The 18370-nt window shown below is 70.4% G+C and carries 14 protein-coding genes and 1 tRNA gene; 7 read left to right on the top strand and 8 right to left on the bottom strand.

Translation table 11 applies throughout. The features are described from left to right. From WME76_RS19890 to WME76_RS19910, 5 genes are all read left to right on the top strand, one after another. Entirely contained in the window at nucleotides 1-1140 is a 1140-nt protein-coding gene (locus WME76_RS19890) for a type IV pilus twitching motility protein PilT (protein ID WP_437961652.1), read from the top strand. 192 nt (nucleotides 1141-1332) lie between these two features. Then, nucleotides 1333-2025, top strand: coding sequence for a transcriptional repressor LexA (gene lexA / locus WME76_RS19895; protein WP_061614804.1), 693 nt, complete (start codon nucleotides 1333-1335; stop codon nucleotides 2023-2025). Nucleotides 2026-2133: 108 nt separating this feature from the next. Beyond that, nucleotides 2134-2460 (top strand): DUF4398 domain-containing protein, encoded by a 327-nt coding sequence (locus tag WME76_RS19900; RefSeq protein ID WP_433926040.1) that lies wholly within the window; start codon nucleotides 2134-2136, stop codon nucleotides 2458-2460. 8 nt (nucleotides 2461-2468) lie between these two features. Next, the gene (locus tag WME76_RS19905) at nucleotides 2469-3629 is read left to right on the top strand and encodes an OmpA family protein (RefSeq protein WP_437961653.1); all 1161 of its coding nucleotides are present in this window, start codon (nucleotides 2469-2471) and stop codon (nucleotides 3627-3629) included. Between the two features lie 133 nt (nucleotides 3630-3762). Then, nucleotides 3763-5523, top strand: coding sequence for a tetratricopeptide repeat protein (locus WME76_RS19910; RefSeq protein WP_437961654.1), 1761 nt, complete (start codon nucleotides 3763-3765; stop codon nucleotides 5521-5523). Between the two features lie 283 nt (nucleotides 5524-5806). Here the strand turns inward: WME76_RS19910 and WME76_RS19915 are convergent, their stop codons facing one another. After that, nucleotides 5807-6172 carry a PilZ domain-containing protein gene (locus tag WME76_RS19915; protein ID WP_061614800.1) on the bottom strand — a complete coding sequence of 122 codons (366 nt, stop codon included), beginning with the start codon at nucleotides 6170-6172 and terminating at the stop codon, nucleotides 5807-5809. 263 nt (nucleotides 6173-6435) lie between these two features. Here WME76_RS19915 and WME76_RS19920 point away from each other — a divergent pair, with 263 nt between their 5' ends. Both WME76_RS19920 and WME76_RS19925 read left to right on the top strand, forming a co-directional pair. Continuing rightward, nucleotides 6436-8001 carry a TIGR02266 family protein gene (locus tag WME76_RS19920; protein ID WP_437961655.1) on the top strand — a complete coding sequence of 522 codons (1566 nt, stop codon included), beginning with the start codon at nucleotides 6436-6438 and terminating at the stop codon, nucleotides 7999-8001. 75 nt (nucleotides 8002-8076) lie between these two features. Continuing rightward, on the top strand, nucleotides 8077-8988 hold the full coding sequence (locus WME76_RS19925) for a hypothetical protein (protein WP_437961656.1): 912 nt from the start codon (nucleotides 8077-8079) through the stop codon (nucleotides 8986-8988). A gap of 266 nt (nucleotides 8989-9254) precedes the next feature. Here WME76_RS19925 and WME76_RS19930 read toward each other — a convergent pair. The 7 genes from WME76_RS19930 to secD all read right to left on the bottom strand — a co-directional run bounded on the left by WME76_RS19930 (nucleotide 9255) and on the right by secD (nucleotide 18335). After that, nucleotides 9255-9326: transfer RNA gene (locus tag WME76_RS19930), tRNA-Val, on the bottom strand. Between the two features lie 284 nt (nucleotides 9327-9610). Beyond that, nucleotides 9611-10753, bottom strand: coding sequence for a pyridoxal phosphate-dependent aminotransferase (locus WME76_RS19935; protein ID WP_437961657.1), 1143 nt, complete (start codon nucleotides 10751-10753; stop codon nucleotides 9611-9613). Nucleotides 10754-10997: 244 nt separating this feature from the next. Then, nucleotides 10998-12113 (bottom strand): MlaD family protein, encoded by a 1116-nt coding sequence (locus WME76_RS19940; protein ID WP_437961658.1) that lies wholly within the window; start codon nucleotides 12111-12113, stop codon nucleotides 10998-11000. Between the two features lie 35 nt (nucleotides 12114-12148). Continuing rightward, complete coding sequence (locus tag WME76_RS19945) at nucleotides 12149-12928, bottom strand: ABC transporter ATP-binding protein (RefSeq protein ID WP_433926047.1); 780 nt, start codon at nucleotides 12926-12928, stop codon at nucleotides 12149-12151. A gap of 40 nt (nucleotides 12929-12968) precedes the next feature. Continuing rightward, nucleotides 12969-14741, bottom strand: coding sequence for a single-stranded-DNA-specific exonuclease RecJ (recJ, locus tag WME76_RS19950; protein ID WP_437961659.1), 1773 nt, complete (start codon nucleotides 14739-14741; stop codon nucleotides 12969-12971). A 91-nt stretch (nucleotides 14742-14832) separates the two neighbouring features. Continuing rightward, nucleotides 14833-16074, bottom strand: a complete 1242-nt coding sequence (gene secF / locus WME76_RS19955) for a protein translocase subunit SecF (RefSeq protein WP_437961660.1) — start codon at nucleotides 16072-16074, stop codon at nucleotides 14833-14835. Between the two features lie 107 nt (nucleotides 16075-16181). Beyond that, nucleotides 16182-18335: a protein translocase subunit SecD gene (gene secD, locus WME76_RS19960; protein ID WP_437961661.1), complete on the bottom strand. Its 2154-nt coding sequence runs from the start codon at nucleotides 18333-18335 to the stop codon at nucleotides 16182-16184. Nucleotides 18336-18370 lie beyond the last annotated feature (35 nt).

Genomic DNA, 18370 nt, shown 5'->3' on the forward strand with positions numbered 1-18370 from the left:
ATGACGACCGAGCTCGTCGGACAGCAGGAGGGCCTCCGGTACACGCTCCAGCAGCTCCTCCGCGCGATGGTGGAGAAGGGCGCGAGCGACATGCACATCACGAGCGGCACGCCGCCGCTCCTGCGCATCGACGGCACCGTGGTGCCGCTGAAGCTCCCGCCGCTCATGCCGAGCGACACGAAGCAGCTCTGCTACTCGGTGCTGAGCGAGGAGCAGGTCGCGCAGTTCGAGCAGCGCAACGAGCTCGATCTATCGTTCGGCATGAAGGGGCTCGCCCGCTTCCGCGCCAACATCTACATGCAGCGCGGCGCCGTGGCGGCCGCCTTCCGGCAGATCCCCTTCCGGATCATGAACTTCGACGAGCTCGGCCTGCCGCCGATCGTGCTCGACATCGCCTCCAAGCCCCGCGGCCTCGTGCTCGTGACCGGCCCGACCGGCTCGGGCAAGACGACGACGCTCGCGAGCATCATCGACAAGATCAACTCCGAGCAGCGGCTCCACATCCTCACGATCGAGGATCCGATCGAGTACCTGCACCCGCACAAGCTCTCGCTGGTGAACCAGCGCGAGATCGGCTCCGACACCGCGTCGTTCAAGGACGCCCTGCGCTACGCCCTGCGTCAGGATCCGGACGTGGTGCTGGTCGGCGAGATGCGCGACCTCGAGACCGTCGAGTCGGCGCTGACGATCGCCGAGACCGGCCACCTCGTGTTCGCCACGCTCCACACGAACTCGGCGATCTCGACGATCAACCGCATCATCGACGTCTTTCCGCCGCACCAGCAGTCGCAGGTGCGCCAGCAGCTCTCGTTCACGCTCGTCGCCGTGATGACGCAGCTCCTCCTGCCCCGCGCGAACGGCCCGGGGCGCGTCATGGCGATGGAGGTCATGATCCCGAACGCGGCGATCCGGAACCTCATCCGCGAGGACAAGCTCCACCAGGTCTACTCGCAGATGCAGATGGGCCAGGCCGGCAGCGGGATGCAGACGATGGCCCAGTCGCTCGTGTCGCTCTACCAGCGCCGGATGATCACGCTGGAGGAGGCGTTCGCCGCCGCCGCGGACGGAGACGAGATCCGGGCGATGCTCGAGCCCCGCCAGGCGATGAGCTCGCGGAGCAACCTCGCGAAGCAGCCCTGATCGAGGCCCCTGCCCTTCGGTTCACCCTGCACGCTCGACCCGCCCCGGGGCTCACCGCGCGCCGCCCCCGGACGGCGCGAGCGACCGCAGAGCCCGCACAGGTGCCCGGAAAACCCCAGCGAAATTGGGCCTGTGGAGAGGGGGCTCCACACTTTTTTGACATCTACCCAACCGTTCAGTAGGTTCCGCCCGATGCAGGGGCTCACCGAGCGACAACAGCAGGTGCTTCACTATATCCGGCAGTCGATCAGCGAGCGCGGGTACCCGCCGACGCTGCGCGAGATCGGCGCGCATATGGGGATCCGTTCGACGAACGGGGTGAACGATCACCTCCGGGCGCTCGAGCGCAAGGGCTACCTCACGCGCGAGGACATGAAGTCGCGCGCCCTCCGCCCGCGCGACCTGGACGGCGGCGGCGCGAACGGCGGCGCCGAGCTCCGCAGCGCGCTCGTGGGCGGCGGCAACGACGCGCCTGCGAACGACCAGGAGGACGACCTCGTCGAGATCGCCGTCGTCGGCCGCATCGCCGCGGGTCTGCCGATCCTGGCCGAGGAGCACGTCCTCGATACGGTCCGGATCGAGCGGACGCTCGTGCGCGGCGGGCGCGAGGTGTTCGGCCTCCGCGTCACGGGCGACTCGATGATCGAGGCGGGCATCTTCAGCGGCGACTACATCTTCGTGCGCCGGCAGCTGACCGCGCAGCGCGGCGACATCGTGGTGGCGCTGATCGGCGACGAGGCGACCGTGAAGTACTTCTTCCCCGAGAAGGACTACGTGCGCTTCCAGCCCGCGAACGCGGCGATGGCGCCGATCCTGGTCCGGGCTAGCGACTTCAAGCCGGCGATGCTCCTCGGCGTCGTCGTCGGCGTCTACCGGAAGCTCTAACCTCCGTTTCCCTTCCCCGAGCCGGTTGACGCGCGCCGAGCGCCCTTGGTAGCGTCGCGACGACCGGGCAGACGGTCCAAGGGGCCCGCTCCAGAAAGAACTGCGATCGTGACGACGCACGGGCGGCGATTCGGGACATGGATTTCAGGCGCGGGCATGGTGCTCGCGGCGGCTCTCACGAGCGGCTGCGGCGGTGCCATCTACGCGTTCACCGCGAACTCGGCCTCGAGCAAGCTCGAGACGGCGGAGGCGCTCGGCGCGGCGAAGTACGCGCCGTACGAGTACTACACCGCGCGAGAGCACCTCTGGAAAGCGCGCGAGGAGGCCGCGGCCGCCGACTACGGCGACGCGATCGACTTCGCTGACGTCGCGGAGGAGTACGCGGACAAGGCGATCACCCTGTCGAAGCAGGCGCACGAGGGCGCGGGTCGATGAGCATTCGAATGACGCGCCGTTCCTCGCGCCGCGCTCGTCGCGCCGGCCTCGTCGCCGTCGTGGCGTTCGCGGGGTCCGCCCTCTCGTGCGCGCAGGTGCCGGTGATGCGCGGCGACATCGAGGCGCTGAGCACCATCGCGAAGCAGGCGGAGCGCAACGGCGCGCTCCGCTGCGCGCCGCGTGAGCTCGCGATGGCGAAGTCGCACCTCTCGTTCGCCACGGTCGAGCTCGACCAGGGCTTCTTCGCCCGCGCGAAGGAGCACCTCGACATCGCGAAGGCGAACACGCACGCCGCGTACGACCTGTCGCCGCCGCAGAAGTGCGCCGAGCGCGGGTTCATCGAGGAGGCGCCGCCGCCCAAGCCCGGCGACTGCGATGGCGACGGGCTGCTCGATCCGCAGGACAAGAAGTGCCCCTGCGACGCCGAGACCTGGAACGGCTTCCAGGACGACGACGGCTGCCCGGACGACCCGGACACGGACGGCGACGGCCTCACCGACGGCAAGGACAGCTGCGTGCTCCTGCCGGAGGACAAGGACGGCTACCTCGACGAGGACGGCTGCCCCGAGCTCGACAACGATCTCGATACCGTCGCGGACCTGAACGACAAGGACAGCACGGGCAAGAACTGCGCGAACGATCCGGAGGATCCGGACGGCTACGAGGACGCCGACGGCTGCCCCGAGCCGGACAACGACCAGGACACGGTGGTCGATCTCGAGGACCAGTGCCCGAACGAGCCGGGCGTCGTCGGCGGGGACAAGCCGGGCTGCCCGAAGAAGCCGAGCCTGGTCATCGTCACCGAGAAGGAGATCAAGATCACCCAGCAGATCCACTTCGAGTTCGACAGGGACAAGATCCGGCCCGAGAGCTTCCCGATCCTCGACGCCGTGGTGGAGGTCCTCCAGCAGAACCCGAAGATCAAGATCGAGATCCAGGGGCACACGGACAACAAGGGCGCCGCGGCGTACAACAAGAAGCTGTCGGATCGGCGCGCTGCGTCGGTGAAGAAGTACCTGGTGGCGAAGGGGATCGAAGAGTCCCGGCTGACGTCGATTGGGTACGGGATGGAGCGGCCGATCGTGCCGAACACGTCCGATCAGAACCGCGCTCTGAACCGGCGCGTGCAGTTCGTCCGCACGGAGGCGGCCCCGGCCCCCGCGCAGTAGTCAAGCATCCGCGAACAGGCCGCTCGGGCGTGCCTCGGTACGCCCGATCTCGACCGCGCAGTCCTGGAGCCGCCCGCGGCTCCGCTCCTGACAGCAAGAGCCCGTCCCCAGCACTTCCTGGAGGTCTGAACCCGTGTTGTTTCGCCGTTCACGCCGCGCTCATCTCGCCTTCGCTCTGACGTCGCTGTTCGTCCTCGGCGCGCCGGCCGCGGCCAGCGCCGCCGGCGAAAAGGACGCGGAGGCGATGAAGCTGCACAACCAGGCGATGGACGAGGACTATCTCTCCGTCGAGTTCGACAAGGCGGAGAAGAAGCTCAGAGACGCCCTGAAGCGGTGCGAGAAGAACGCGTGCACGAGGCCGGTGATCGGCAAGCTGCACATCGCGCTCGGCACGGTCTACGGCGGCGGCGGCAAGCTCGACCAGGCGAGAGCGGAGTTCGTGCTGGCGCTCCAGGCCGATCCGAAGGCGGCGCTCATCGACGCCCTGACGACGACCGAGCTGGCCCAGGCGTTCAAGGAGGCCCAGAAGGACGTGCAGTCCGGCGCCGGGAAGCCGGCCGCGGAGGACACGCCCGGCGCGAGCGGCGGGAAGCCGGCCAAGCAGGCGGCGGGCGACGTCCCGCACACGCCGGTGGCCGAGCAGGCGGTGAACACGCCGGTGCCGGTCTACGTCGAGATCCCGGAGGAGATCGACGCGGCCAAGGCGACGCTGCGGTACAGGCCGTTCGGCTCGCCAAAGTGGAAGTCGCTGGAGATGCCGCGCCACGGGGACGGCTTCGGCGCCGAGATCCCGTGCGAGGATGTCACGACGACCGGCGACGTACGGTATTTCGTGATCCTGAGGGATGAGGCGGGCGATCCGGTGGGCACGGCCGGCTCGATGCAGGCGCCTCACCGGGTGCCGATCAGAAACGAGATCGAGACGGCGCCCTCGTTGCCCGGCCAGGAGCCGCCGCAGCGGTGCGCCGCAAAGGAGGACTGCCCGCCTGGCCTGCCGGGCTGCCCCGAGGCCGGTGGCAAGCGCGGGGACAAGGGCTGGGGCTCGACCTGCGAGGAGACGGTGGAGTGCCAGTCCGGGCTCGTCTGCATGAACGGGACCTGCGAGCAGGGCGACGAGGGCGGTGGCGCCTCGGCGGGGTCGGGCAAGGGCAATCGCAACGTGATCGGCCTCTGGGGGGAGCTCGACCTGCTCCTCGTGCGCGGCACGGATTACGTGTGCTCTGGCAGCGACGCCGCCTACGCCTGCTTCTATCCGGGCACCGACGGCAAGCAGTTCTACGGCGAGCCGGCCGATCTCCCGGGCACGAATGGGGTCAAGGGGGGTCTGAGCCCCGCGGGCGGCCGCGTGATGCTGTCGTACGACCGCCAGATCTTCGCGGATCTGCCGTTGCTCGTGGGAGCACGGCTCGGGTTCGCCTTCGGCGGCTCACCTTCGTCCACGAACGAGCCGCCGGCGTGGACGGGAGACGAGAAGCAGAACCCGCATCTCCAGGCGCTCAGCTTCCTTCCGATCCACGGGGAGCTTCGCGCCACGTATTTCTTCCTGGGAGATCGCATTGTCGAGAAAGGCGGATTTCGCCCCTATGCCTTCCTGTCGCCGATCGGCCTTGCCCAGGTGAACGCCTCGGTGCCGGTGGACGTGTGCGATCGCCGCAACGAGGACGGATCGCTGCAGGACGGCAACGGCAGCAACCGGTGCCCGACGGACACGCGTTTCGTCGAGGACCTCGACGCCTTCCAGATCACGGGTCGGAACTTCTCGGGCTTCGGCGCTGGTGTGGTCTACGGCATCACCCCGAACCTGGGTGTGTCTGCCGAGGTGAAGGTCATGCTGATGTGGCCCACCCTGGGCCTCGTCTTCGCACCGACCATCGGCCCCGTCTTCGCCCTCTAGCCCCCGGGTCCCCCTCCAGCACGCCCGGCCCCCGCTCCCGCGGCAGCGCGACGCGCCCCCGCGCAGGAGACGTGCCCTGTTCGGCGCGCTCGACGCGCACGGCCGTCGAGCGCGCCCGTCCCCCCATCTCCGCCGCCGCCTTCCTTCCAGCGGTCGGCAGCGCGAGGCGCGCCCGCACAGGAGACGGGCCCAGATCGGCGTTTTCGGCGCGGAGGCGTACTCCCGTACGCCGAGCACCGAAAACGCCGAGATGGGCCCGTATCCGCAGCGGGCGCGCCTCGCGCTAGAGGTCGAAGCGTTCGGAGCCGAGCAACTGGTAGAGCGCGTAGAGCGCGCCGGCGTCGTGGTGCTCGAAGCGGACGCCCGCGCGCGCTGGCCGCCCCGCCGCCCCGCGGCGGATCCAGGCGATGCGGCCGCGGAGGCTCAGCGGATCCCACAGGTTCGGCGTGGCGACCTCGAGCGTCACGGGCGCCTCGCGATCGAGGAGCTCCGACGCGAGCTGAGCCTCGGACAGCTCGATGCCGGCGCCGCCGAGACCGAGATCGCGGATGCGCACCCCGTGCTCCTCGATCGACTGCCGATCGCGCAGCGTCGCCCCAAGATCGACGCGTCGCCTCGCGTGAACGCGAAAGTGGTCCCGGACAGCCATCCCGGCGCATTCTCCAGTCGGCGCGAACATATCACGACAGACGCGCGCGGAAGCTCGTATCACCGCGCCCTGCATCGCGGGACGCGTGCGCGCTCGTGCGCGAGCGCTCGCGCACGAACAGCGTGCTCGCCCGGTGAAGCCCAAGGCTGCGTTCGGTAAAGCGACCGTCACGTGTTACCCTTTGGGCTTCGCGGCGAACCTTGGGTAACATGCGGACCACATCCGCAGGAGCGAGTCGCGAAGTAGACCGGAGTTCTACCCTGATGGCCCAGGACACACGCAAAGATCCGCGAGCGAGAGTGCTGCAGATGACCGTGCGCTACAAGAGCGCCACGGTCGACGAGTTCATCGAGCACCACTCGCATGACGTGAGCCGGGGCGGCATCTTCATCAAGACGCCGTCGCCCTTCCCCGCTGGCACGCTGCTCAAGTTCGAGATCCGGCTGCAGGACGAGCAGGCCGTCATCGCCGGCGTCGGTCGCGTCGTGTGGAAGCGCGAGCCCGCGCAGGCGAGCGACGTGCACCCGTCCGGCATGGGCGTGAAGTTCATCAAGATCGATGAAAAGTCCAAGGCCGTGATCACCCGGCTCGTCGACGCGCAGCAGGGCGCCGGGTCGGCGTTCGAGGCGGGCATCACCGACCGCACCGATCTGGGCGACGAGGCGCAGGAGCCCGTGGCGGCGCCCGCCCCCGCGCCCGCACCGCAGGCGGAGCCCGCGGCCGCAAAGGCCGCGCAGGTGAAGCGGGCGTCGACGATGCTCGGGCTTGGCGCGATCGGGGCGAGCCCGAAGGGCGACGCGGGCAAGAGCGAGGCGATGAAGAAGGGCGACCTCGTCGAGGCAGGAGGCAGCTTCTTCCCGCAGACGAACCCCGAGAAGGAGATGCCGCCGCCCGACGAGCGGACGATGATGAAGCAGGCGGCCGAGCTGCTGAAGCAGGCGCTCGCGGAGGCCGGCGGGTCGCTGGAAGAGATCGGCGCGTCCAAGGAGCCGCTCATCGCCACGCCGCCGAAGAAGGTCGAACCCGAGCCCGCGCCGGCGCCGAAGGAGGAGCGGGTGAAGCCGCTGGCCGAGCCGGCGGCCATGCCGGTCGCGGCGGTCGCCCAGCTGGCGAACGAGCGGGAAGCGCGGGATGACGTGCCCGCAGCCGAGGCGAGGCCGGCGAAGGTCGCGGCAGCCAAGAGGCAGGCGGAGGCGGCGCCCGTCGAGGAGCCGCCCGCCAGGCCCGCGCGCCAGGAAGCCAGGGCGGTCGAGGAGCCGGCCAAGGCGAAGCCGGCGGCGGCCGCGGCGAAGCCGAAAGAAGAGAAGGCGGTCGCCGCGAAGGCAGCAGCCACGGGCAAGGCCCCGCTCGCGCAGGAAGAGGAGAGCAGCGGCACCGGGCGGCTGCTCACGATCCTGCTGGTCGCGGCGGCGCTCTGCGGTGCGCTCTGGCTCGTCTTCGGGCAGAGCGACCCCAAGCCGGCCGCGCCCACGCCGGCCGCGCCGACCACGCCGGAGCAGCCCGTGGCGGCGCCGGAGGAGAAGCCTCAGCCGACCCAGACCGCGCCCGCGGCAACGGACACGGCCCCTCCGGCCCCGACAGCGACGGCCCCGGCGACCGCGACCGCGACCGTCGAGGCACCGAAGGCGACGGCCGAGCCCGTGGCGCCCACCACGGCGACGGCGGAGCCCGCAGCGCCCACGGCGACGGCGGAGCCCGCAGCGCCGAAGGCGACGGCCGAGCCGGCAGCGCCCAAGGCGACGGCCGAGCCGGCAGCGCCCAAGCCGGCGACGCCGAGGCCGAGGCCGGCGGCCCCCAGGCCGCCGAAGAACGACGATCCCTACGGTTGATGGCCAGGGCACACGTTCCCAGCGGGAGAGGTCGCTGCGATGAGCGGCTCGGGAAGTCACGCCGGTGAGTCAGGGTTGAACCGCCCCAAGACGGCCGCCTCGCTGGCCGCGCTCGGCCTGCTGGCCGCGACGGCCCTCGTCTGCGGCGCGGTCGCGCTGCGGAACCCCGCGGACGTGGCGACGCTCGAGAGGGGCGCCGTCGTGACGCGGAGGCCTGCGGCGCCCGCCGCGCTGAGCAGCGGAGAGCGCGTCAAGCCGCCGTCACCCGAGCCCACGACGACCGCGTCCGCGGAGCCCGAGGTCCCCGCCAAGGCGGAGCCTGCCCGCGCGCAGCCCGAGGAGATCGAGGGCGCCCAGGCCGCGGGCAGCGCCGCGCTCGGCGCGCTCGCGCAGCGGTATCCGGAGGATCCGGCGGTCCTGCGGGCGCTCACGCTCGCGCAGGGGCGCGAGAAGGCGGTGGCGGCCGCGCTGGTCACGGCGAAGCGGCTGTTCGAGATCGCTCCCGAGGAGACCGGGAATGACGAGCTCAAGCAGCTCCTCCTGAGGGTCGCCAACGGCCCCCCGGACGTCGCCCTCACGGCGCTCGACCTGATGGCCAAGCACATGGGGAGCCGCGGTCCCGACCTGCTCTACGAGGTGATGACCGCGCCGAAGTTCGGCGATTGGATCAGGGACAACGCGAGCAGGCTGATGCTCGACAGCAGCGTGCGGCAGCTCGCGACGCCCGCGCTGCTCGTCGCCGACGATCTGCGCCGGCTCACGGACTGCCCCACCAGGGCGCTGATCGCCAGGGCGCGCGAGGAGGGCGATGTCCGCTCGCTGCACTACATCAAGTACTATCTCACCCCGCAACGCTGCGGGTCCCGGCGTCGCTGCCTCAAATGCGGCTCCGTCGCCAAGGAGCTGCGCGCGGCGGCCAGCGTCATCGAGAAGCGCAAGAACGAGAAGCCGGCAGCAGCCCCGCCTGCGGCGAGCGCTGCGCCCTGAGGTTCCCCCTCGGCAGCAAGCCCGCTTCCGCCGCCGCGTGAGGCGCGGACCTCGCCTCGTCGCTGCACACGGCCACCTCGACGCTGGCCTGGCCTCCGCTCTCACGGCCCCGGAACCGCCGCACGTCGTGCGGCGGCGTGCATGGCGCCGTCGCGCCCGAACACGACTTCAGGCGTCGACGCAGCTGCGCAACGTCTGACGGCACCGGCACGGCCATGCAGGTGGCACGAGGCAACGGATCAGCTCGCCAGGAACGGGAATCGGGGTGGGCGCAGCAGGACTTGAACCTGCGACTTCGTCCGTGTGAAGGACGCACTCTACCGCTGAGTTATGCGCCCGATTCCAGCCGGTTGTCACCCGGCCGTTTCGGAAAGACGTGGCGCTTTTAACCCAGAGATCGGCGTTCGACAAGAACAAGTCGCTGTCGATGTCGAATTCTTCATGAGGCCCCAGAAAACCGGGCCGCCGTGAGCCCTGCAGGCCGGTCTGACCGCCTCCGCCCGAGGCTCGAACGCCCGGGCGACCTCGCGCCCCCGCCCCTGGAAGCGCTGGATGAAACAGGCGACCACGTCGCGCACGTCCCGGTCGCGACGTCGAGCGGGCAGGCCGGTGACGCAGCCCGTCAGTCCAGCGACGCGACGGCCCGCTGGAGCGCGGCGAGGCCCGCTTCGATGTGGTCCTCGTCGCACGCATAGGAAAACCGGAGGTAGCCAGGCGCCCCGAAGGGGGTGCCAGCGACCGACGCCACGTGCGCCTGCTCCAGCATCCAGGTCGCCACGTCCTCGTCGCCCGCGAGCGTCTTCCCCTGGAACGCGCGGCCGCAGAGGCCGCGCACGTCCGCGAACGCGTAGAAGGCGCCCTCCGGCATCCGGCAACGTATCCCCGGGATCGCGTTGAGCCCCTCGACCATCAGCGAGCGCCGCCGGGCGAAGGCCGCGCGCATCGCGAACACCGCGTCGCGAGGCCCGTTCAGCGCCGCGACGGCGGCGGCCTGCGAGACGGCCGCAGCGTTCGTGGTGCTCTGCCCCTGGACCACGTCGAGCGCCCGCGCGACCTCGGTCGGCGCGATGCTCCAGCCGATGCGCCAGCCCGTCATCGCGAACGTCTTGCTGACGCCGTCGACGACGATCACGCGCGGCGCGAGGTCCTCGGCGAGGGCCGGGAGCGACGCGTGCCGGAACCCGTCGTAGGTAAGGTCGGCATAGATCTCGTCCACGATGATCCAGCAGTCGTGGCGCCGCAGCACGCCGAGGAGCGGGCGCAGGTGCTCCTCCGCGTAGGCCGAGCCGGTCGGGTTCGAGGGCGTGCACAGGACGATCGCCTTCACCCGTGGAGACAGCGCGGCCTGCAGCGCCTCCGCCGTGAGCCGGAAGCCCGCCTCCTCGGTGGTCTCGACGATGACCGGCGTGGCGCCGACCAGGCGCACCTGCTCGGGGTAGCTCACCCAGTACGGCGCAGGAATCACGACCTCGTCGCCCGGCTCGAACAGCGCGGCGGCGAGGTTGAACAGCGCGTGCTTCGCGCCGCAGCTCACGGTGATCTGGCTCGGCAGCGGGCGCCAGCCGCGGTGCTGCTCCGTCGACGCGCAGATCGCCGACTTCAGCTCGGGTGTGCCGGACACGGCCGTGTAATGGGTGGCGCCCGCGTCCAGCGCCGCCTTCGCCGCGCTGCGGATATGCTCGGGCGTGTCGAAGTCCGGCTCGCCCACGCTGAAGGAGTAGACCTGGTGCCCCTCGGCGCGCAGACGCGAAGCCCTCGCCGCCATGGCGAGCGTTGCGCTCGGCGCGACGGCCGAGAGACGGTCAGCGAGCTTCCTGGGCATCGAGACAACGAGGAATAAAGGGGGGCCCGGGACGACGCAAGGCACTAGCGCCCCGCGGTTGCGCAAGCGGCCCGGATGTGCCTTGCCCCGCGCGCGCCGCTGCCCTGCGCCTCGGTCATCCGAGAGCCATGGGACGAGCGCGGCGCTCGCCGCCGGCCAGCCCGGCGCTCCGGAGCCGGCCCGCGCTCTAGGGCGAGGGCGACTGCGTCGCGCCGCCGACCTGGACCGCGGGCTTCTGCTCGTCCTGCTTGATCGAGTAGCGCACCAGCGCGCGGAGCACGTCGTTGCGCTGCACGTTTCCGAGCAGGCTCTTCATGTCCTCGTAGATCGACGGATCGACCAGGAGCGCGCCGAGCGTCCCCTTGCCCGCCCTCATGTCGTGCACGATCGCCCGAAGATCGCCCGTCATCGCCGTCACGTTGGCGAGCGCCTCGGCGCCGTCGCCCTTGCCCCCGTAGAGGGCGTCGTGCGCGAGGCTGTCGCTCTCGCGGATGCCACGCAGCGTCAGGGCGACCTCATCCGCGGCGTTCCCGAACTGCTGGATCTGCTTCTGCGGGCCGTCGCCATAGATGACGTCGTGCGCGAACCCCGGCCCCTCCTTGACGCGGGAGACGACCCCCCGCACCTCGCGCAGCGTGCCCGCGAGCTCCGTGCTCACGCGGTCGAGGCTCGCCAGGGTGCGCGAGATGCGCTCGGCCTCCTCGGGGTCGGTCAGGAAGCGGTGCGGGTAGCCCTCCCCCTCCGTCACCTGCTTCATCAGCGTGTTCGCCGAGGCGACCGTCTCGCGGAGATCCTTGTGCAGCTTCTCGTCGGCGATATTCTCCGAGACCTTCTGGATGTTGTCCAGCGTCGCCTCGGCCTTCTCGGCCATGCCGGTCACCTTACCCATCACGTCGGTCGGCACCTCGCCCGGGATGTGGCTGCCCGGGGGGGCCGAATCCTGGCTCTCCCCCTTCGTGATCTCGAGCATCTTGTCGCCGAGCAGGCCCTTGTTCGCGATCTGGGCCCTGCTGTCGGTCCGGATCCGGCTCGCCTCGCTCTCCACGACCTCGAGCTTCACGTAGATCTTCGTGTCCTTCGGGTCGGGGCCGTAGCCGACCTCGGCGACATGGCCGATATCGATGCCCCCCATCCGGATGGGCGCGCCCGGCTTCAGCCCCTGCACGTCGGCGAAGCTCGTCCCGAACTCGACCGAGGAGTCGAAGAGCCGTCGCTCATCGCCTATCAGGAAAATGACTACGGCGGAAAGTACAAGCCCCGCCAGCACAAAGAGTCCGACCTTCAGATCGCGCGCTCTGCCCATGCAGAACGGCATCTTGCGCTATCTCGGGGGGATCGTCACGCGCCGAGAAGCGTCTGGACGTCTTCGTTCACCGGGGCGGTCCCGGTAATGAAATCGGCGACACGAGGATCTTTGGACGCGCGGAAGTCCTCCGGCGTGCCCGTCGCGATGACCTCGCCTCGGTAGATCATCGCCATCCGATCCGAGATCGAGAACGCGCTCTTCATGTCGTGCGTCACCACGATGCTGGTGACGTTGAGCGCCCCCTTGAGCCCCTTGATGAGGTGGTTGATGCGCTCGGTGTTGATCGGATCGAGGCCGGTCGTCGGCTCATCGTAGAGGATCACCTCGGGCTGCACGGCGATGGCGCGGGCGAGGCCGACGCGCTTCTTCATGCCGCCGGAGAGGTCTCCCGGGCGCATCTGCTCGATGCCAGGCAGGCCGACGAGCGACAGCGCCCAGTGCACCCGCTCGGCGATCTGCGCCTCGGTCATCTCCTTGCGGTAGTGCTCGTGAAGGCCGTAGGCCACGTTCTCGCCGACCGAGGTCGAGTCGAACAGGGCGCCACCCTGGAAGAGCATCGCGATGCGTTGACGCACCCCGGCGATGCGCGCCTCGCTCACGGTCGTGATCTCTTCACCATGGAACTGGATACTTCCATCGTCAGCGTCAAGCAGGCGGATCAGCAGCTTGAGCATGACGCTCTTGCCGACGCCCGAACCACCCATGACGGTGATCGTCTCGCCCGGATACACCTCGAGGTTCAGGTCGCGGTAGATGACCTTCGGCCCGAAGGCCTTGCGCACATGCGAGAACCGGATCAGCGGCTCAGCCACGCGCGAACGCTAGCACGCCGTCCGGGCCCGCCGCGAACGCTCAGTCGGCCGCCGCGATGTGCTCGATCCTGATCTCGACGGCGTCCCCGCCCCGCCACGCGTCGCGCCGGAGGCGGCCCACCACATCGACGCGCCCGCCGGCGAACCGGGACGCGAGCTCGCCCAGCTCGAACCCGAAGCACGCGATCTCGCGGCGGGCGACGGTGAGCTCCAGCTTGAGGTGGCCCTTCAGGTTCCTCGCCGAGCGTACGGCCGCGCCCGCCACGAGGACGTGGGCGGCGCGGTTCCCCTCGCCGCACGGCTCGAGCCGCTCCAGGTCGCGCGCCACGGCCGCCGGGTCGTCGCGGTCGTCGAGCCGGGCGTGGGCGGTCGCGAGCCCCGCGGCGCCCGGGAGGTCCAGCTCGCGGAAGGCGTCGCACCACGCCGCCCGGAGCGCCTCGACGCGGTCGGCGCGCACCTCGACGCCGGCCGCCGCCTGGTGGCCGCCGAAGCCGACGAGCTCGGCGCTGCAGCGGACGAGCGCGTCGTGGAGCCGCGCGCCGGACGGTCCGCGCACGGAGCCGCGCCCCTTTGCGCCCTCGAGGGCGATGACGATCGTCGGCTTGCCGAAGCGCGCCGTGAGCCTGCCCGCGACGATGCCGACCACGCCGGGGTGGAAGCCCTGCCGCGCGATGACGATCGCCGGGTCGCGATCGAAGCCGGCGCGCTCGATCTCGGCGAGCGCGGACGCGAGCATCTCGTCCTGGATGGCCCGCCGCTTCATCTGCGCCTGCTCGACCGTCGCCGCGAGCGCCGAGGCGGTCACGCTGTCCTGCGCGAGCAGGAGCTCCAGCGAGATGTCGGGGTCGCCGAGCCGACCGGGCGCGTTGAGGCGCGGCGCGATGCGGAAAGCGACGTCCTCGGCGGAGGCGCCGCGCCCGAGATCGAGGTTGGCGAGAGCCGCGAGCGCGCGGAGCCCGGGACGGGGCCCGGTCTGGAGCACGCCGAGGCCGGCGCGCACGAGCGCGCGGTTGTCGCCGGTCAGCGGCGCGACGTCGGCGACGGTGCCGATGGCCACGAGGTCGAGGTAGGGGCGGAGGTCGAGCGACGAGCCGAGCTTCTTGCGCACGGCGGCCAGCAACGAGAGCGCGAGCCCGCACGACGCGAGCCCCTTGTACGGGAAGCCGCAGTCGGCGCGGTGCGGGTTCAGGAACGCGATCGCAGGGAGCGGATCGGCCGGCACGAGGTGGTGGTCGATGACGACGCAGTCGATGCCGGCGGCGCGCGCGGCGGCGAGCCGCTCGTGGTCGCTGGAGCCGCAGTCGCACGTGATGAGCAGCGTGGGGCAGGCGCGCATCACGCGCTCCAGCGCGGGCGCCGAGAGGCCGTAGCTGCCCTCGGCGCGCGTCGCGAGGAGCGGCACGACCTGGCCGGACATGGCGCGCAGCGCGCCGGTCATGATCGCCGTCGCGGTGATCCCGTCGCAGTCGTAGTCGCCGAAGACCGCGATCCGCTCGCCGGCGCGCACGGCGCGCGCGATCCGCTCGGCGCTCGCCTCGCGGTCGGCCATCGCGTCGGGAGAGGTGAGGTGCGAGAGCCGAGGGTCGAGGAAGCGCCGGGTCGCGTCGTCCGGAGCGCGGCCGGCCCGGTGCAGGATGTCCGCCACCGTGATCGAGAGGCCGAGCTCGCGGGCCATCGCGAGCGCCTCGGCCGACGCCTCGCCCGGATCGGCGATGCGCTCGGCGCAGGGCGCGCCCGCGCCGCCTCGCGCGGCGGGCGTCGGCGCCTCGCGCTCGGCGAGCTCTTTCCAGGCCTCCGTGGCCGTGCTCGTCATCGCAGGAACGGGTACACCGACGCCACGGAGGCGTCTACGGCCTGGGGTCGGGCATCGCGAGCGAGCGCGACAACGACGCCGGGCGAGGCGCTCAGACGACCGCGTCGGCGCGCTTCTGCGCGCGCACGCGGCTCACCTTCTTGCGCTTGGCGCCGTTCGAGCCGAAGAACCGGCGATCGATCCACTCGGTGAGCGGCGCGGCGACGTAGATGGAGGAGTACGTGCCGACGACGATGCCGACCACGAGCGTGAAGGCGAAGTCCCGGATCACGCCCGTCCCGTAGAAGAGGAACATGACGAGCGACAGAAACGTCGTGAACGACACGAGGATCGTGCGGCCGAGCATCTCGGAGAGCGAGTAGTTGATGACCGCCGCGAAGCTCATGTCGCGGTGCTTCGCCAGGTTCTCGCGGATACGGTCGTAGACGACGACCGTGTCCGTGATCGAGTAGCCGACGATCGTGAGCAGCGCGGCGACAGTGGAGAGCGTGATTTCGCGCTGCGTGATCACCATGGCGCCGAGCGCGATGCCCACGTCGTGGACCAGCGCGAGAATGCCGCCCGGCGCGAACCGGATGTCGAACCGGAACGCGATGTACGCCATGATGAAGAAGATCGTGATGAGGACGCTCTTGATGGCCGCGTCGCGGAGCTGCGCGCCCGCCTTCGGTCCGATCCACTCGACCCGGAGCGCCTGGTCCGGCACCTTGTCCGCGCCGAGGTGCTGCCGGAGGCCGTCCATGAGCTGGTCGCCCTTGGACTTCAGGTGGATCTCGACCTTGTGGTCGCGCTCGCTGACGATCAGCGGGTTGTTCGCGCCGGGCCTGATGTCGACCCCCTCGATGCCCTCGAGCTGCTTCTTGATCCCCTCCAGGTCGGGCGCGGCGTCATAGCGGGCGGAGATCTTGTCGCCGCCGGGGCTGACCTTGACCTCGGTCGCGCGCACCGCCGGCGGGCAGCGATCCTCCGGGACGGGGACGTTCTCGGGCGGCAGGCACATCCGATCGCGCAGCGTCGCCTTCTGCTGCTCCGACAGGGCAGAGACCTCGTGCACCCGGATGAGGTAGCGGTTCGCGTTGGCCTGATCCGCGACGGACACGACGTCCGGCGAGTCGAAGCCCGACTTGGTGACGGCCTCGCGGACCTCGGCGCTCGAGACCGCGCTCTTGAAGGCCACCTCGACCTCGGTGCCCCCCTTGAAATCGGTCCCGAGCTTCGGCCCCGGCACGATGAACGAGATGATCGACAGGATGAGCAGCACGCCGCTGAGCCCGATGAAGAGCCAGCGCTTGCTCATGAAGTCGAACTGACGGCCAGGTTTGATGAGTTCCATCGTCGTGTCCCACTCTCGGAGCGCCGCGCCCGCGGTCTCCCTCAGAAAGCCGGAGATCCGCGCTCGCGGCCTCCCTCAGGACGCGGATCCCCGCGCCCGCGTCTACCTCAGCCGAGCGAGAGCGTCTTGACCTTCCGGCCGCGGACCGCCCAGTCGAACATCAGGCGGGTGCACACGACACCCGTGAACAGGCTGATGGCGATCCCGACGATCAGCGTGATCGCGAAGCCCTTGATCGGGCCCGTGCCGTACTGCGCGAGGATGAGCCCCGAGATCAGCGTCGTCACGTGGCCGTCGAGGATGGCGCTGAACGCCTTGTCGTAGCCGACGTCGACCGCCGCCCGGGGGCTCTTGCCGTTCCGGAGCTCCTCGCGGATGCGCTCGTTGATCAGCACGTTGGCGTCGACCGCGATGCCCATGGTGAGCACCAGGCCGGCGATGCCGGGGAGCGTCATCGAGGCGCCGAACATCGCGAGCACGGCGATCTGCAGGATGAGGTTGAAGATGACGGCGACGTCCGCGATGAGCCCGGCGCGGCTGTAGATCACCACCATGAACACGACCACGAGCACCCCGCTCGCGATCGCGCCCTTCATGCTCTGCTGGATGGCGTCCTTGCCCAGCGACGGGCCGATGCGCTGCTCGTTCGACGGGGAGATCGGGGCCGGCAGCGCGCCCGACCGGAGCACCAGCTCGAGCTTGCGCGCGTCCTGGAGCTGCTGATCCGGGTTCTGCGAGCCCATCGTGATCTGCGCGCGGCCGCCGCCGATCTTCGTCTGGATCACCGGCGCGCTCTCGACCTTCTCGTCGAGGATGATCGCGAACCGCCGCTTGATGTTCCTGCCGGTGATGTCCTCGAACCGGTCGGCGCCGAGCGGGGTGAACTCCATCGACACGTACCAGCCGCCGAGGCCGCCTTCGCTCTGGTCGGGCAGCGCCTGGGCGTCGCGCACCATGTCGCCCGTGATCTCGGCCTTGCTGAAGAGGAAGTACGTCCGCCAGCCGATCTCCTCGATGACGTCCTTCTCCTCGTTGTACTCGTACAGCTTGCCGTAGCCGACCTCGTTGTCCGGCGGGACCTGGAGCGTCCCGACCCACTCGCGCAGCCGCTTCAGGGTGTCGCGCAGCTCCTCGTGCTCTGCGCGGACCATGCGGGCGAAGTGGACCGGCTTGGTCTTCCCGGGGCCGACCGGCGCGTTCTCGATCGAGAACGTCAGCCCCTTCGGGAGGTCCTCCTCCTTGGCGCTCCTGGCGATCGGCTCGAAGAAGTCCTGGTCGTCGTCGACCATCTTGAACTCGAGGCGCGCCGTCTGGCTGATGATCTCGCGGATCGTGTTGAAGGCGTTCTCGTCGTCGCCGGGGACCTCGATGATGACGTCCTCGTCGCGCGTCGAGACGCTCGCCTCCTTGAGGCCGAGGCCGTCGACGCGGCGGAGCACCGTCTCCTTGGCCTGCGTCACCGCCCGCTCGCGGATGCCGCTCGACACCTCGTCGCGGATCCGGAACCGCGCGACGTTGCGGTCCGCCGACCGCTGGAGCTGCAGCTCGCTCAGGAACTTCGAGAGGAACTCGTCGTTGATCTTCGCGGAGTCCGCCGGGTCGTTGAAGGTGATGACGATCGTGTCGGTCTGCTCGCGCGACTTCTCGATGCGGAGCTTCGTCTGGAGCTTCTGCATCTCCTCGATCGTCGGCGGCTTGTCGCCCTGGGTGAACCCGAACGACCTCGCGAGCGCCCCGCGCAGGTCGTCGTAGTACCGGTCGCGCTTGTCGCTGATCGCCTCGTCGACGTCGACCGTGTAGACGAGCCGGAGGCCGCCCTTCAGGTCGAGCCCGCGCACCAGGCGGAACGGGATGTTCGAGGTGAGGAAGCGGCTGAAGCCGAGCTCCCCGCGCTGCGCCTTGGTCTGCTGCTCCGACAGCTCCTCGGACGACAGGCCCGAGTGGTCGGGGCGGCCGTGCCGCTCGTCGTGGTAGGTCGGGTAGATGCAGAGCGCCGAGCCGAGCGCGAGGAACAGCACGAAGCCGGTCTTCGCCCGCCACGCGAAGTCGATCCACGGGCCGGCGCAGAACAGCGCCCACGGCACCATTAGCCCGAACGTCGCGAGGGCCCAGAACACGTGGTAGTGGGCCGCGATCGCGGCGGCGCCCGCGGCGAGCGCCGCCCAGGTGAAGACGCCGCGCCGCGGACGGCTGAGCCACGCGCCGAGGAGGCACAGGCCGGCGACGCCGGCGAACCCGTACTGGAAGATGTTTAGGAGCATGGAGTGTGGCGCCGCGGGGGGCGGTAAAAAGCTTC

The sequence above is a fragment of the Sorangium sp. So ce119 genome (genome assembly GCF_051524405.1).
Classification (GTDB): Bacteria; Myxococcota_A; Polyangia; order Polyangiales; family Polyangiaceae; genus Sorangium; species Sorangium cellulosum_G.